Annotated in this window: 10 protein-coding genes and 1 pseudogene; 4 read left to right on the forward strand and 7 right to left on the reverse strand. The window is 75.3% G+C overall.

Annotated elements, in window-relative coordinates; genetic code table 11:
- The first annotated feature begins 77 nt into the window (after positions 1-77).
- The gene (locus AC3ERT_RS24335) at positions 78-446 is read left to right on the forward strand and encodes a VOC family protein (RefSeq protein ID WP_435176793.1); all 369 of its coding nucleotides are present in this window, start codon (positions 78-80) and stop codon (positions 444-446) included.
- A 7-nt stretch (positions 447-453) separates the two neighbouring features.
- On the opposite strand, the gene AC3ERT_RS24340 is transcribed toward AC3ERT_RS24335, so the two are convergent.
- The 3 genes and pseudogenes from AC3ERT_RS24340 to AC3ERT_RS24350 all read right to left on the reverse strand — a co-directional run.
- A complete protein-coding gene (locus AC3ERT_RS24340) occupies positions 454-1,488 on the reverse strand; it encodes a DUF2786 domain-containing protein (RefSeq protein WP_435176795.1) in 1,035 nt (344 codons plus the stop codon).
- Positions 1,489-1,519: 31 nt separating this feature from the next.
- Positions 1,520-2,443 carry a M56 family metallopeptidase gene (locus tag AC3ERT_RS24345; protein WP_435176797.1) on the reverse strand — a complete coding sequence of 308 codons (924 nt, stop codon included), beginning with the start codon at positions 2,441-2,443 and terminating at the stop codon, positions 1,520-1,522.
- A 128-nt stretch (positions 2,444-2,571) separates the two neighbouring features.
- Positions 2,572-2,952 (reverse strand): annotated as a pseudogene (locus AC3ERT_RS24350) (BlaI/MecI/CopY family transcriptional regulator); the annotation flags it as partial.
- A 201-nt stretch (positions 2,953-3,153) separates the two neighbouring features.
- Here AC3ERT_RS24350 and AC3ERT_RS24355 point away from each other — a divergent pair.
- A complete protein-coding gene (locus tag AC3ERT_RS24355; protein WP_435128877.1) occupies positions 3,154-3,831 on the forward strand; it encodes a DedA family protein in 678 nt (225 codons plus the stop codon).
- The gene (locus tag AC3ERT_RS24360; RefSeq protein ID WP_335970604.1) at positions 3,828-4,403 is read left to right on the forward strand and encodes a phosphatase PAP2 family protein; all 576 of its coding nucleotides are present in this window, start codon (positions 3,828-3,830) and stop codon (positions 4,401-4,403) included. Before AC3ERT_RS24355 ends, AC3ERT_RS24360 begins: the two co-directional genes overlap by 4 nt.
- Before the next feature lie 311 nt (positions 4,404-4,714).
- On the opposite strand, the gene AC3ERT_RS24365 is transcribed toward AC3ERT_RS24360, so the two are convergent.
- Complete coding sequence (locus tag AC3ERT_RS24365; protein WP_435176799.1) at positions 4,715-5,329, reverse strand: TetR/AcrR family transcriptional regulator; 615 nt, start codon at positions 5,327-5,329, stop codon at positions 4,715-4,717.
- 116 nt (positions 5,330-5,445) lie between these two features.
- Between AC3ERT_RS24365 and AC3ERT_RS24370 the strand changes: the two genes are divergently transcribed.
- Positions 5,446-5,868 carry a nuclear transport factor 2 family protein gene (locus AC3ERT_RS24370; protein ID WP_435176801.1) on the forward strand — a complete coding sequence of 141 codons (423 nt, stop codon included), beginning with the start codon at positions 5,446-5,448 and terminating at the stop codon, positions 5,866-5,868.
- 57 nt (positions 5,869-5,925) lie between these two features.
- Here AC3ERT_RS24370 and AC3ERT_RS24375 read toward each other — a convergent pair whose 3' ends face one another.
- The 3 genes from AC3ERT_RS24375 to AC3ERT_RS24385 form a co-directional block, all read right to left on the reverse strand.
- A complete protein-coding gene (locus tag AC3ERT_RS24375; RefSeq protein WP_435176803.1) occupies positions 5,926-10,740 on the reverse strand; it encodes a DNA repair ATPase in 4,815 nt (1,604 codons plus the stop codon).
- Positions 10,737-12,908: a flotillin family protein gene (locus tag AC3ERT_RS24380; protein ID WP_435176805.1), complete on the reverse strand. Its 2,172-nt coding sequence runs from the start codon at positions 12,906-12,908 to the stop codon at positions 10,737-10,739. Before AC3ERT_RS24380 ends, AC3ERT_RS24375 begins: the two co-directional genes overlap by 4 nt.
- A gap of 85 nt (positions 12,909-12,993) precedes the next feature.
- Positions 12,994-13,854, reverse strand: coding sequence for a hypothetical protein (locus tag AC3ERT_RS24385; RefSeq protein WP_435176807.1), 861 nt, complete (start codon positions 13,852-13,854; stop codon positions 12,994-12,996).
- Between the last annotated feature and the right edge of the window lie 85 nt (positions 13,855-13,939).

Raw genomic sequence — 13,939 nt, forward strand, 5'->3', positions numbered from 1 at the left:
CGGGCCCTTGCCCGGTTCGGCCCGGGCCCGGCACACTGCGCCGGGCGGACGTGGATCAACGGCGAAGGGCGCGCGGCATGCTGAGGGTCGGTTCCGTGGTGCTGGGCGCCGCCGACGTGGCGCGGGCACAAGCGTTCTGGACGCGGGCGCTGGGCTATGTGCCCCGGGAGGCGCCCGAGGACGACTGGGTCGTGCTGGTGCCCCCCGACGGAACCGGTCCGCAGGTCGCGCTCCAGCGCAGCGCGACCGAGGTCCAGGACCACCCGCGGGTGCACCTGGACCTCTACGCCGGCGACGCCGCCGACCAGGCGGCCGAGGTCGAACGGCTCCTGGCGCTGGGCGCACGGCGGGTGGAGTGGGACAGCTACCCGGACGACGCGGACTTCGTGGTACTCGCCGACCCCGAGGGAAACCGCTTCTGCGTCATCGACACCGCCCGCGGCTGAACCGCCCTCAACTTCCGCCGAGGCGGGCGTGGTCGGCGGCGGTGCGGCCGTCGCGCCAGCCGTCGGGGTCGCGGCCCTTGAGGCGGGTCGCCGTGGTGCGGGGGAAGAGGCGGCGCGTGGTGTCGCGCACCGCGAGGTCGCGGGCGGCGAGGGCGGGCAGCAGGTCGGGGCCGGCGGTGCGGGCGGCGTCGGCGACCTCGGCGCGCGTGGCGGCGGCGAGCCGCTCGCCGATCCGGGCGGCGTAGGAGATCAGGAAGGACTCCCGGAAGTCGCGGGAGCGGGAGGTGCGGCCGCGGTGCAGGGCGCGGTCGGCCTGCACCAGCAGCGAGGTGAAGAGCACCTCGACCGCCTCCAGGTCGGCGCGGTGCCCGACGACGGTGGAGAACCCGTACTCCGCGGACCAGACGGACTCGCAGGCGTTCGCGGCCGCGACCGCGTCCAGCAGCAGCGCCTTCGCGCCCTCGTAGGGGCGGTCCACGCCGATCCGGCGGGTGGTCGGGGCGTCCGGGCCGGTGCCGCCGGCGGCGGCGAGGGCGGCGGTGTCGATGCTGTGCCGGGCCATGAGCTGCTGGGCCTTCGCCGACAGCGCCTCGGCCTCCTCGGGGAAGCCGGTGGACTCGGCCTTCGCGAGCAGCGCGCGGATACGGGCGAGCGCCTTCCCGGTGGTGCCTGCGGCGGCCCCTTCCCCCGGGTGCGGGGGCGGGGGCGGGGTGAGGGCGGTGATCGGGGGGAGGGTGGCGTACAGGCGCAGCAGCTCGACGACGAGGAGGGCGGCCGAGAAGCGGTCGAGGCGCTGGTCGGCCACGTATGCGGCGAGCGCCTTGCGCCCGGGCCGCGCGGCGAGGGCCTCGGCGAGCCGGTGGTGGTCGGTGCCCAGCTCGCGCCCGGCCATCCGTACCAGGTCCGCGTCCTGCCAGCCGCGTGCCACCGCCTGCCGTACGACGTCGGCGTACGCCTCGGCGGCGGCGCCGGTCCACTGCTCCCCCGCCCCGGCGAGCCGGGAGGCCGCGACCTCCGTGTCCGCCGTATCGAGCCAGTCCATGCCCCCATCCTCCCGCACCCCGCGGGGCGGGCTAACGCGGTTCGCCCTGGGCGACCTCGATGGAGCCGTGGAGGTCGTAGGCGGCGTGCAGGGCGCAGCCGGCGGAGAGGGTGAGCGCGGCGGCGAGGAGGGCGGCGAGGGCGCGGGGGGCGCGGGCGCGGCGGGGGGTGAGGAGGGCGGAGACGCGCATGGGCACGGGCCCGGTGGTGGCCGATAGGGCGGCGTGCGGCCGGACGGCGGCGGTGTGCCCGGCAAGGGCCGCGCGGCCGATCGCGAGGGCGGCCACCTTGCGGTCGCCGACGGCGGTGGCGGCGGCCTCGTCGGCGCCGCGCTCCAGGGCGTAGGACAGCGGCGTGCGCAGGACGCGCAGCGCCGGGTGGCAGGCGCAGGCGAGGGCGAGCACGGTGAGGAAGAGGTGGTGGCGTCCGGTGATGTGGGCGCGCTCGTGGGCGAGGAGGACTTCCCGTTCGGCCGGGTCGAGCGCCCGCAGCATCCCGGAGGTGACCACGATCCGCCCGGGCTGCCCGAAGCTGCCGGGCAGGGCGTACGCGTCGGCCCGGGAGTCGCTGAGCACGGTCAGGTCGCCGGCGGCGGAGCCGTAGCGGTCCGCCTCGCGCCGGGCCCGGGCGGGCAGCAGCAGGTGGCGGCGGACCTCCCGGACCAGCGCGACCGCGACGGCGGCGAGCAGCACGGCGGCCACGCAGGCGGCCGGCACGGTCACCTGGTCGCCGACCACGGGCAGCACGAGGTGGCCGAACGCGGCCACCGGCGGCAGCCGCAGCGCGCCCGCCCCGGCGAGCAGGCCGAGCGCGGCGGTACTGCACGCGGCGAGCAGCGCGGCGGAGGAGGCCAGCAGCCAGGCGGTGGCGCGCGGCGGGAGGGCGGCGGCCAGCCGGCGGGCGGCGGGGGCCGCGAGCAGCGGCAGCAGCAGGGGCAGCCAGACGGCGATGTTCACGGCGCCTCCCCGTTGCGTGCGGCGGCCCCGCCGTCCACGGCCCCGCCGTCCACGGCCCCGCCGTCCACGACCCTGCCGTCCACGACCTCGTCCGGGCGGGGACCGGTGGCGCCGGGCGCCGCCCCCTCCGCCCCTTCCGCCTGCGCCAGCAGCTCGCGCAGCACCTTCTCGTCGTCCGGGTCGAGCCCGGAGACGAAGCGGGCCAGTACGGTGCCGCGGTCGTCGCTCGCGGACTTGTCCAGCTCGCTGCGCATCCGGCGGGCGGCCAGCCCCGGGGAGTCCTGGACCGGCAGGTAGGCGTAGCCGCGGCCGGAGCGGGCCCGGCTGACCGAGCCCTTCTCGTGCAGCCTGGCCAGGATCGTGGTGACGGTGGTGCGCGCGAGGGCGGTGCCCAGTTCGCGCTGCACGTCGGCGGGGGTCAGCGGGCGGCCGCCGGCGGCCCAGAGGGCGGCCAGGACGCTCGCCTCCAGCTCGCCCGCGGGGCGGCGGCCCGCGCTCGGCTCCGGCATGGCTCGATCGCCCCTTCCGGCCAGTTCGTCTACAGTGCTGTAGACCGACTACATCACTGTAGTCGGTCGGCGGCGCGGCACGCGCCCCCGGAACCATTATGGGAGGGCCCCACCGCCATGCCCCTGCCCGAGTCCGTCCACCTCGCCCATGGCGCGGTCCCGGCCGCGCACCTCGCCCCGCATCTCGCGGTGGACCTCGCGATGAATCCGCTCAGCGCGAACTCCGTCCTGGCGTCCTTCGGCGCCCTCGGCATCGCCGTGGTGCTCTTCGCCGAAACGGGGCTGCTGGTCGGGTTCTTCCTGCCCGGCGACTCGCTGCTGTTCACCGCCGGGCTGCTGTGCGCGCCGGGCGCCTCCGGCACCGTCCACCTCACGCTGTGGCAGGTGCTCACCGCCGCCCTCGCCGGCGCGCTGCTGGGCGCCCAAACGGGTTACCTGCTCGGGCGCCGCGCCGGGCCCGCGCTCCTCGCCCGCTCCCGGGCCCGCCGCCTGCACGAAGGCGCGGCCCGCGCCACGGAACTCCTCGCCCGCTACGGCCACGCCCGGGCGGTCGTACTGGCCCGCTTCGTGCCCGTCGTGCGCACCGTGCTCAACCCGCTGGCGGGGGCGCTGGCCGTCCCCGTCCGGACCTTCACGCTCTGGCAGGCGGTCGGCGGCGCCGTCTGGACGGTCGGACTCGTGCTGGCCGGATACGCCCTCGGCTCCTCCGTCCCCAACGTCGACCACTACCTGCTGCCGATCGTCGCCGTCGTCGTCATCCTGTCGCTGCTCCCGCTCGCCCTCGAGCTGCGGCGCGGGCGCCGTACGGGCGGCGACCGCGACCGCACACGTACCAACGGCGAGGGCCGCCACGCCGTCACCTCACGGGAGGGCTCATGAACGCCCAGTTCGACGCCGGCTTCTACCGCTGGGTGGTGCGGCTCGCGCAGCACACGCCCGGGCCGCTCGACGACGTCGTCCGCTTCTTCAGCGACTACGGGCTCGGGGTGTTCGCCGTCCTCATGGTCGGCGCGTGGTGGCGGGCGCGGGGCAGCGGTGACCGGCTGCGGATGGCGGGGGTGCTGGCCGTGCCGGTGGCCGTGGTGCTCGCCTACCTCGCGAACGACGCGGTCAAGTCCTTCTTCACCGAGCAACGGCCCTGCCAGACGCTGCACGTCGCGCCGACGGTCGAGGCGTGCCCCGCGCTCGGGGACTGGTCCTTCCCGAGCAACCACTCCGCCATCGCCGCGGCCGCGGCCGTAGCGCTTCTTCTCGTCGACCGGCGGCTCGGGCTGATCGCCGTCCCCTTCGCGCTCCTCCTCGGGGCGTCCCGGGTGTGGATCGGGGTCCACTACCCCCACGACGTCCTTGCGGGGCTCTTCCTCGGGACCCTGCTCTCCCTCGCCCTCCTCCCCCTCCTGCGCAGGCTCCTCCTCCCCCTCCCGGTCCCCACCCTCATCTCCGGCACGTAGGGCTCCTTACGGGTGGGGAGGGCGCCCCATGCGGTACGTCCTGCGGTACGTCCCTACGTGCGGGCGCGTCGTGGCCGGTCGCGCAGTTCCCCGCGCCCCTGAGCACGTGCGGCTGCTCCGCAGCGCACACCGCCCCGCACCGGACCACCGCGAGCACCCCCCGACGGGGGCGCGTGGGACCCAAGCGAAGCACAAAACCACAATCCCCCCGCAGGCAGACGCGCGCCGCAAGGGGCAACCGCCCAGTCCAGGGGCGCGGGGAACTGCGCGCGCCAGGACCCGTCGGCCAGGCGGGATGTGCCGGCCCCGGCCTAGCCGTCCAACGCTCCCATGGATCGGTCGAGAAGCGAGGCCAGTGTTTCGGTTCCGTCGCAGGCCAGGCATGCTTCGGTGGCTGCGTCGAGACAGGCGAGACCGGCACCGACGAGCGCGGCCGCCGCCGGGTCGTGCGGGGCGGCCGGCCGGCCGAGCCGGCGGCGCATCTCCGGGTCCAGCAGTTCGTGCCAGTGCTGCTGCTTCTGCCAGTGCCGGGCCTTGAGCGAGGGCGTCTCACAGATCATCTTGAAGAAGCGCAGGGAGCGGTCGGGGTCGCTCGCGTGTTCTCCGGTCATGACGTCGAACGCATGGCGAAGGGCGGTCCACGGCCGTTCTCCGTCGGGTTGCGCGACGAACGCGGCGGCGACCCGCCGGCCCAGTTCATTGAGGCCGTCGAGCGCGACGTCCTCCTTGGTCTTGAAGTACCGGAAGAACGTCGCACGGGAGAGCCCCGCTTCGGCGGCGATCTGGTCGACGGTGGTGTTGTCGAACCCCTGTTCGTCGAAGAGCCGTGACGCCACGGCGATCACCTGGGACTTCATGACCTCGCGGGCCCGACTCCGCAGCGGCGCCGCGGCCGCGCGACCGCCCGGGTTGGGTGAGGTGTCCATCACACGCGAGTATAGCCGTCGACCCAGCGGATTGAGACTGACTCTCAAGTTGATACTCTGTCTCAGACAATCGGCAGGCCGACCCGCTTTCGGTCTCGCACCATCAAGGAGTAGTGATGGCCACGTCCGCTCAGCACCGCACCGCCTTCGAGGCCCTCCTTGCGTGCGTGGACGGCCGCGCCGGCAAGGACGCCGTCGCTTCGTGCCTCGCCGAGAACGTGGTGCTGAACAGCCCGATCCTCGACGAGCCGGTCACCGGCCGCGACGCCGTCGCCGAAGTTCTGCAGGCCGTCTACGCGCTGGGCGACCTCACCACGGAGGAAGTTCTCAGCGGCGAGGCCCACCAGTCCGCGTTCTTCCGGCTGCAGATCGAGGACACCGTGGTCAACGGGATGGACTACGCCCGTTTCGACCCGGACGGCAAGATCATCGAACTGTCCGTGCTGTGGCGCCCGTTGCCGTCCGCTGTCGAGATGCAGGGGAATATCGCGCATCTCCTCGGCATGCAGCCGTGGGAGCTGCGCACGAAGAGCGAATGACGGTACCGGCAGGCCGACAGACGCCAGCCCGCAGCACGGCGGGGGGCGGGAGGGCGGTCAGGGGGTGTAGGGGGCTTTGAGGCGGGACCAGCGGAGCGCTTCGGTGGGGGTGAGGGTGCCGCGCAGCTCCGCGAGTTTGAGGAGGGCGGCTTCGGCGCCGTGGGCGAGGGTCTGGGCCTCGGCGCGGTAGTGGTCGGTGAGGGCGGCGTCCACCTCGGCGCGGTTCATGGTGGAGGTGATCCGCGCGGCGAGGCGGTTCATGTTGCGGTAGGAGCCCTGGAGGAGGAACGGGGGCTCGGTGCGGGACTCGGCCGAGCGCCCGGCGGAGTCGATGTAGGCGGCGTTGACGGTGAGCAGGGTGTCGCGGACCCGCAGCAGGTGCCGTAGGACGGCGAGGATCTCGTCCCGCTCGTCCGGGGCGTAGGGGTGGACCAGGTCGGCGGGGCGCGCCGTGGGGTCGCCGGCGGCGAGCCGCACCAGCAGGTCGAGGTCCGCCCGGTCCCGCCCGGCCAGGGGCGCGAGCACGGGGTTGGCGGTGAGCGCGTTCTCGACGTAGGAGAAGGCGAACAGCTCCTCGCGCCCGGTGAGCACATCCCCGAGGTTCCACACGTCGGCCCGGTTCGCCAGCATGTCCGGCACCCGGAAGACCGCCCCGGACTCGGTGTAGGGGTTGCCGGCCATGCAGACCGCGAACCGCTTGCCGCGCAGGTCGTACGCCCCGGTGGGCCCCTCGATCCGCCGCTGGGCGTCGCACAGCGGGATGAACTTCTGGAGGAACTCCGCCGAGGCGTGCTGGATGTCGTCGAGGTGGAGCAGCACGTTGGAGCCCATCTCCAGGGCGAGCCGGACCTTCTCCAGCTCGCGCCGGGCGGCGGCATCGGGCGCGCGGTCGGGGTCGAGCGAGGTGGTGCCGCTGCCGAGGGCGGGCCCGAAGACGCTGACGAGCGCCAGCCCGAGGCTGCTCGCGACGTACTCCACCAGGGACGTCTTGCCGTACCCGGGCGGGGACATGAGCATCAGCAGGCCGCCGGCCGGGCCGAACTGCTTGGCGAGGCTGTCGCCGACCAGCGGCAGGTAGACCTCGTCGAGCAGCCGGTTGCGGACGAAGGAGGCGGGCGGGCGCGGCCGGTAGCCGTCGAGGGCGAGCCGTTCGCGTTCGGCGGCGACCACGGCGGTACGGTGGCGCTGGTAGGCGCGGTACGCGGGCACGTCCTCGGCGGTGAACCGCCGTACCCGGGTGAGGAGTTCGTCCAGCCGCAGGGTCATCGTGCCGTCCACCGCCCGGGGGTGGGCGGCGAGCAGCCCGCGGACGGTCACCTCGACGTCGGCGTCCACCTCGTACCGTACGGTGCCGGCGCCGCACAGCAGTCCGGCCGCGGCCTCCACGAGGTCGGGGCCGTCCGCGAACGGGTCCAGCCAGGCGCGGGCGAGCTGCCAGCGCGCGCCCAGGCCCGCGCCCGACTCCCCGCCGAGCGCGTCGAGATCGGCGCCGAACTCCTTGTACGGCACCGCGTCCGGCCCGCCCAGCGCCTCGGCCAGCCGCGCCACGACCGCCCGGGCGCCCGGGCCGAGCACGAACCCTTCCTGGTCGTGGGCGAGTTCGGCGACCAGGTACTCCCCCAGCAGCTGGGCGTCCGTCGCCGACTCCGGTGCCAGGGGCGCGGGCAGGCCGGCGCCGCACAGGAAGTCCCGGGCCCGCGCGCCGACTTCGGCGGCCAGCTCGCCGAGCGCCTGCCCGGCGCCCGCCCCGCCGAAGGCGGCCCTCGCCCGGCTGAGCGAGCGGGCCCGCGCGGTCCAGGCGGCTTGTTCGGCGGGAGGCGCGGCCTGCGTCCAGTACAGCAGCGCGCCCGCGCGGGCGACCGCGGAGTACCGCAACAGTCCCGCGTGCGCGGCGCGTTCGGCCAGCGCGGTGAGCAGCAGTACCGCGTCGTGGTCGTGCACGCCCCGTTCGTACCCCTCCGACGCGCGCTCGGCGACGGCGGAGCGTACGGCGCCGGGGATGTCCGCGGCGGCCGGGGAACCGTCGGCGAGCCGGTCCAGCAGCAGGCCGCCGGCGAGGAACTCCGCGCGGGACAGCTCCGGGGACTCCGAGACCAGCGGCCGGGACCAGAAGGCGCGGGTGGCCGCGAAGGCGGGGTCGGCCACCGGCGCGAGGTAGTCGGTGCCGGTGAGGGTGAAGGCGAGGCCGCCCGCGTGCGGGACGAGCGCGAGGTCCAGCGGCTGGGTGTTGACCGCGAAGCGGTGCCGGCCCAGGCGGATCGCGGCGCCGCCGTCCTCGTACAGGTCGAGGCGGTCGCGCAGGGCGGCCGTGGCGGCCTGGCGGGCGGCGGCGAGCGCCGCGGTGAGCTCCGCGGCCCGGGCCGGGTCGCCTAGGGTGCGCAACTCCGCGGCGATCCGCTGGTGTTCGGCCGCGAGCGGGTCGGAGGCGAAGTAGGTGTGGATCGCGTCGGCGCTGTCCAGGGTCGCCGCGCGGCGCCGGATGCCGTCGAGCAGGCGGGTGGCGCTGGCGGTCAACCGCTGGGCGCGCCGGGCCCGTTCGTCGGCGAGCGCCTGCTTGCGGGCTGCGAAGGTCTCCCGGACCTCCTCGCGGCGCGCGTCGAGCGCGGCGAGGCGCTCCTCGTCGGCGGCGAAGCGCGTGGCCAGGTTCTCGATCTGCACCAGCAGGCGGCCGAGCTGCTCCTCGCACGCCTCGGGGGTGCCCGCCGCGTCGAGCGCGGCGCCGATGCTCTGGGCGAGCAGCGCGCTCTGCGCGGCGAACTCCGCGCCGGTCTCCGCGGCCAGCAACTCCCGTCGGCGGGCGGCGAGTACGGCCCTTGAGTGGTTGACCGCGCCGAGCACGTCGGCGGCGGTGGCCAGGATGCGGGTGCGGACGGTGGCGTCGGTGATCTCCAGGGTGCCGGTGGTCTCGGTGACGGTGGCCAGGCCCGCGGCCTGCTCGTCCAGCGCGTCGGCCAGCGGCTCGGTGCCGGCGGCGGTCCCGGCCGCCGGGATCTGCGCGGCGATGTCCGCGACGCGCTGCCGGTAGCCGTCGAAGGCGGATTCGTCGGCGAAGTGCGCGGCGGCGCGGGACGCCGCTTCGGCCAACTCCGTCGCCAGCAGGGCGTCCAGTGCGTCCAGCCGGGCCGGGTCGGCCTGCCGCATCTCCCGCAGGGTTGCCAACCGGCCCTGGCAGGAGCGCAGTTCGGTGAGTCGGGCGACCCACTCGTCCGCGGACGCGGCGGCCTCACCGCGTACCCGGCGGCCCAGCGCGGTGATCCGCGCCTCGGCCTCGTCGGCGGCCGCGGCGGCCTGCGCGGCGGACTCCCGCACCCGGGCGTACTCGGCGAGCACCTGCCGCGCGGTGTCGCGGAGCACGGTGAGCGGGGCCGCCAGGTCCTGCGCGGCCGGGTCGGCGAGCCAGTGGTGGCGGTCCAGGACGCGTTCGGCGGCGCTGCCCAGCGCCTCGTAGACGGCCGCGGCGGGCTCGGGGGCGAGCGCCGCGCGGGCCACCGACAGCGCGTCGGAGACCGCCCGGACCAGGTCCGGGTTGCCGATCCGGGCCAGCGGGCCGTCGCCGACGGGGCGGGCGGCGGCGCAGGTGTCGGACAGGAACGGGGTGTGCCAGCGCTGGAGGGTGTGCACCCGGCCGGGCTCGCCGCCCTCCGCGGGCCGCAGCGTGATCAGGGTGCCGTCCTCGTACAGCGCGCTGCCCTGGACGTGCAGCGGCGCCGCGGCCTCCTTGCGGATGAGGTTGTACGGCAGCAGCAGCCGGTGGCCGTCGGCGGGCGCGTGGAAGACGTAGAGCACGTCCTCGCCGTTGGCCGAGCGCACCACGCGCTCGAACTCCAGGGCGGCCGGGGCGACTTCGCCGGAAGCGGGCAACGCGCCCGGCTCGGCGGCCGGTTCGGCGCGGCCGGCGAGGTCGGCCAGGTCGAAGGTGCGGGTGCCGCCGGTGGCGAGCACGTAGCCGCCGGGGAAGACCACGCCCTGGTCGTCCGGCAGCCGCAGGCAGACCTGGCCGAGCGCGTCGATCCGCTCGACCTGCTCGGTGCGGGTGTTGACCGCGAAGTGCCGGTCGGCGGACTCCCGGTAGGGGCGCACCCGCAGCAGCACCAGCGGCCCGGTGCCCGCGTACGCGACGTCGGCGTCCGCCAGTGACTGGAGGGCGTCGTCGACCGGCTCCTCGTGCACGGCGCCGCCGGTGCGCAGCGCGAGGACGCCGCCGGTCGTGTCGAGCGTGAGGGTGCCGCCGTCGGGCGCGGCCAGCGCGATGTGCGGGTGGCGGCCGGGGACGTACGCCTCGCGGCCGACCGCGCTCCAGCGCACCGTCTCCGCCGGCTCGGCGGGCTCCTCGCGGGCGGTGCCCTCGTACGCGCAGCGGCCGTCGCGGCCGATCCGCCAGCCCAGCGCCTTGACGTCGGCGGCGCCCGCGCCGGTCCGGAAGACGGCGAGCAGCCGCCCCTCCCAGGCCCGCACCCGCACCACCCGGGTCTGCCGGTAGTAGCGGTACAACTCGTGGAAGTCCCGTACGAAGCCGGGGTCGTCGAGCAGCCCGGCCGGCCCGGCCGCCTCCCCGGCCGCCTCCCCGGCCCCCTCCAGGTCGTCCGCCGGGCGGACCTGGAAGACGTCGGCGACGTCCTCGACCTCGGCCGGGTTCGCCGCGAACAGCAGCCAGGAGCCGACCGGCGCGATGTCGCCGGGCAGCGCCGGACGGGCGGTGCGCATCCGCTCGGCGCCGGCCAGCCGCAGTTCGGCGGAGCCGAAGACCTCCTGCCGGGCCGCGTTCAACGCCTCGGCGCGGCGGGCGAGTTCGTGCGCCGTCCCGGTCAGCCGGGTGCGCAGCACCTGGTAGGCGTCCCCGGCCGGCCCCTCGGTGGAGACCTGCTCGCTCACTTCTTCGCCAGTCCGTTCGCCGAGCCGGTCGCCGCGGCCGGCACCGGCGCGGGCCCACCGGCGGCACCCGCCGCACCCGGAACCCCCGCGGCGCCGCCGGCAGCCGCTCCCACGACCCCCGACAGGACCTCGTCCGCGATCCCCATCGCCCGTGCCTGTTCCAGGAGTTGCCGGAACCCGCCGGCCTGCGGGCCGCCGTCCGCGATCAGCCGGCCGAGCAGCCCGGCCACGCTCATCCCGCCCCACCCCGCGCCCAGCGAGGACAGCACGCGGGTCGCGTCCTGCGTGAACCGCTCCGACCCGTCCAGCCACGGCGCGGCCGCCGTCCGCACCGTCTCGGAGTTGGCGACGAAGGAGTCCACCGAGCGGGCCGCGCTGACCGCGCCGATCAGCCGGTCGAAGAAGACGTCCTCGCCGCCGACGATGCTGATGTCCGCCTTCTCCAGCCCGGTGGCCAGCACCGCCGCCTGCGCTTCGGCGATCTGCCGCTGCGTGTCGAGCCCGGCCAGCCGGACGTCCTTCTCCGCGGCCAGCCGCAGCCGGTACTCCTCGTGGCCGCGCGAGGCGTCGTCGAGTGCGGCCATCGCGGCGGCCTTCTCGGTCAGCCCGGCCGCCTCCGCCTTCAGCTTCTCCCCGATCATCGCGGCCTCCGCGGTGGCCTGCGCCGCCATGCCCTCCGCCTGGGCGAGGGACTTGGCGCGGGCGCCCTCGGCCTCGGCCTTCAGCCGGGCGGTGGTCGCCTCGGCCTCGGCCGCGCCGACCTTGGTGATGGCGGCGGCGCTGCGCTCGCGCACCTCGACCTCGGCCAGTCCCTTGGCCGCGGCCTCCGCGCGCACCCCCTCGGCCAGCCGCATCTTCGCGTCGGCGTCCATCTGCGCGGCCTGCCGGCGGGCCTCGGCGAGCGTCAGGGACTCGCGGGCCTTGTGCTGCGCGGCCTGCTCGGCGGCCTCGGCGGCCTTGATGTCCTTGACCAGCCGCTCCTGCGCCTGCGCCTCCGCGGTGATGATCAGCGCCTGCCGCTCCCGCTCGGCCTCCTGCACCAGCCGCAGCTGCTTGATCGACTCCTCCTGCTCGGCGACGGTGCGGTCCACCGCGATCCGCTCGCGCACCACGTCGGCGACGTCCCGCCGCTCCCCCTCGACCTCGCGCTCCTTCGAGATCCGGGCGAGTTCGGTCTCGCGCTCGCGGGCGATGACCTCCAGCACCCGGTCCTTCTCGATCCGCTCGTTCTCCACCGCGATCACCCGCTCGCGGTTCTTCTGCGCGACGGCGACCTCGCGGGCCTGGTTCTCCCGCTGCACGCCCAACTGCTCCTCGGTGCGCAGGAACGCGCCCTGGGCGCCGAGGCGCTCCTCCTCCTGCACCTTGGCGGTGACCGCCTCCTCCTTCGCCCGCAGCGTCTCGACCTCGCGGCGCTGCTTGATCTCGGCCTCGGACTGGCGGCGTTCGAGCTCCAGGATGGTCTCCCGGGCCTCGACGTTCTGCCGGGTGATCTCCTTCTGCTCGGTGCGCTGGAACTCGTTGGTGCGCACGTGCTCGATCGCGGTCAGCTCGGTGATCTTCCGGATGCCCTGCGCGTCGAGGATGTTGGCCGGGTCGAGCTGAGTGAGCGGGGTCTGCTCCAGGAAGTCGATCGCGCAGTCCTCGAGGTGGTAGCCGTTGAGGTCGGTGCCGATCACCTGGATGATCTGGTCGCGGAAGTGCTCGCGGTGCGTGTAGAGGTCCACGAAGTCCAGCTGCTTGCCGACCGTCTTCAGCGCCTCGGAGAACTTCGCGCTGAACAGCTTCTGCAACGTGTCCTGGTGGCTGGCGCGTTCGGTGCCGATCGCCTGCGCCACCTTGATCACGTCCTCCTTGGTCTTGTTGACCCGGACGAAGAACGTCAGATGGATGTCGGCGCGGATGTTGTCCTGGCAGATCAGGCCCTCGCGCCCGGTGCGCTGCACCTCGATGGTCTTCACCGAGATGTCCATCACCTCGGCGCTGTGCAGCACCGGCAGCACGACGGTGCCGGTGAAGGTCACGTCCACGTGCTTGGACTTGGAGACGATCAGCGCCTGGCCCTGGGAGACCTTGCGGAAGAGCTTGGTGACGGTGACGGCCACGCCCAGGGCGATGAGCAGGAGGACGGCGACGAGCACGCCGATCCCGATGACGGTGGCATCCATGACGGATCAACCTCGATGCGGTGAAGCGGATATGAGTAGGTGCCGTGCGTGCGGGGGCGGTTGGGGGGATTGGGTGGCGCCGAGGTCAGGGCAGCGCGCGGGCGCCCGGTGGCGGCGGTCCGGCCGCGGGGTCCGCGTAGGGCGCGGCCCAGAAGAACTCGCCCTGCGGGTCGTAGTCGTAGAGCAGCGCGGTACGGCCGGCCGACAGCGGGCCGCCGGTGTCGCCGTCGGGGCGGCGGACCTGGACGATCGCGGTGGACCCGTCGGGCGCGGTCACCTCCGCCTGGCCGAACCGGTCGGTGACGGTGCCGGTGCGCACCACGCAGACCAGGCCGACGAAGTCGCCCCGGGAGGGCGGCCGTTCGTGCGGGTAGAGGCGGCGCAGCGGGCGGACCAGCACCCAAGTGCCCAGCCACGCGCCGAACAGGGCGGCGGCGACCAGGGCGAGGTCGGCGGCGGCGCGGCCGGGGCCGTGCAGCCCGGCGCCGTCCAGCGCGGCCGAGCCGGCCAGGCTCAGGAACCAGCCGAGCGCGACGAGCAGGGAGAACACCACGGTGACGGGTACGCCGTCGAGTCCGGCGGCGGCCAGCAGGCCCGAGCCGCCGGGGTGTTCGCCGTGGGAACCGTCGGCGCCCGGGTGGCCGTGCAGGTGAGCGTGCGGGTGGCCGGGCGCGGATACGCCCGGGTGGCCGTCCGCGCCCGCACCGTACGAGCCCCCGCCGTACGAGCCCGCGTCGTGTCCCACGACGCCGTGGCCGCCGGCGGGGGCTGCTCCATGGGAACCCCCGTACTCCATGGAGTGCCCGCCGGCGGCGTCGTGGTGCCCCGGGCCGTGCGAGTCGGCCGCGCCGACCAGCACCAGACCCCAGAAGCCCACCACGACCACCAGCGCCCCCCCGAACAGGACCGTCGGAAAGCCGAGGCACACATCGACGAACTCCCCCATGCCGGATGCGCCTCCCCCTTGCCGTACCGCCTTGCCGGTCGGTCCTGCCGGGACAGATCGTGGCAGTGTCCGGGCGGGTACGGCA

Source organism: Actinacidiphila sp. bgisy145 (assembly GCF_057708125.1).

What these genes read in the sequence shown, in the direction of transcription:
- AC3ERT_RS24335 (WP_435176793.1), top strand. Translation starts at nt 78, where the DNA reads ATGCTGAGGGTCGGTTCCGTGGTGCTGGGCGCCGCCGACGTGGCGCGG.
- AC3ERT_RS24340 (WP_435176795.1), bottom strand. Translation starts at nt 1,488, where the DNA reads ATGGACTGGCTCGATACGGCGGACACGGAGGTCGCGGCCTCCCGGCTC.
- AC3ERT_RS24355 (WP_435128877.1), top strand. Translation starts at nt 3,154, where the DNA reads ATGAATCCGCTCAGCGCGAACTCCGTCCTGGCGTCCTTCGGCGCCCTC.
- AC3ERT_RS24360 (WP_335970604.1), top strand. Translation starts at nt 3,828, where the DNA reads ATGAACGCCCAGTTCGACGCCGGCTTCTACCGCTGGGTGGTGCGGCTC.
- AC3ERT_RS24365 (WP_435176799.1), bottom strand. Translation starts at nt 5,329, where the DNA reads ATGGACACCTCACCCAACCCGGGCGGTCGCGCGGCCGCGGCGCCGCTG.
- AC3ERT_RS24370 (WP_435176801.1), top strand. Translation starts at nt 5,446, where the DNA reads ATGGCCACGTCCGCTCAGCACCGCACCGCCTTCGAGGCCCTCCTTGCG.
- AC3ERT_RS24380 (WP_435176805.1), bottom strand. Translation starts at nt 12,908, where the DNA reads ATGGATGCCACCGTCATCGGGATCGGCGTGCTCGTCGCCGTCCTCCTG.
- AC3ERT_RS24385 (WP_435176807.1), bottom strand. Translation starts at nt 13,854, where the DNA reads ATGGGGGAGTTCGTCGATGTGTGCCTCGGCTTTCCGACGGTCCTGTTC.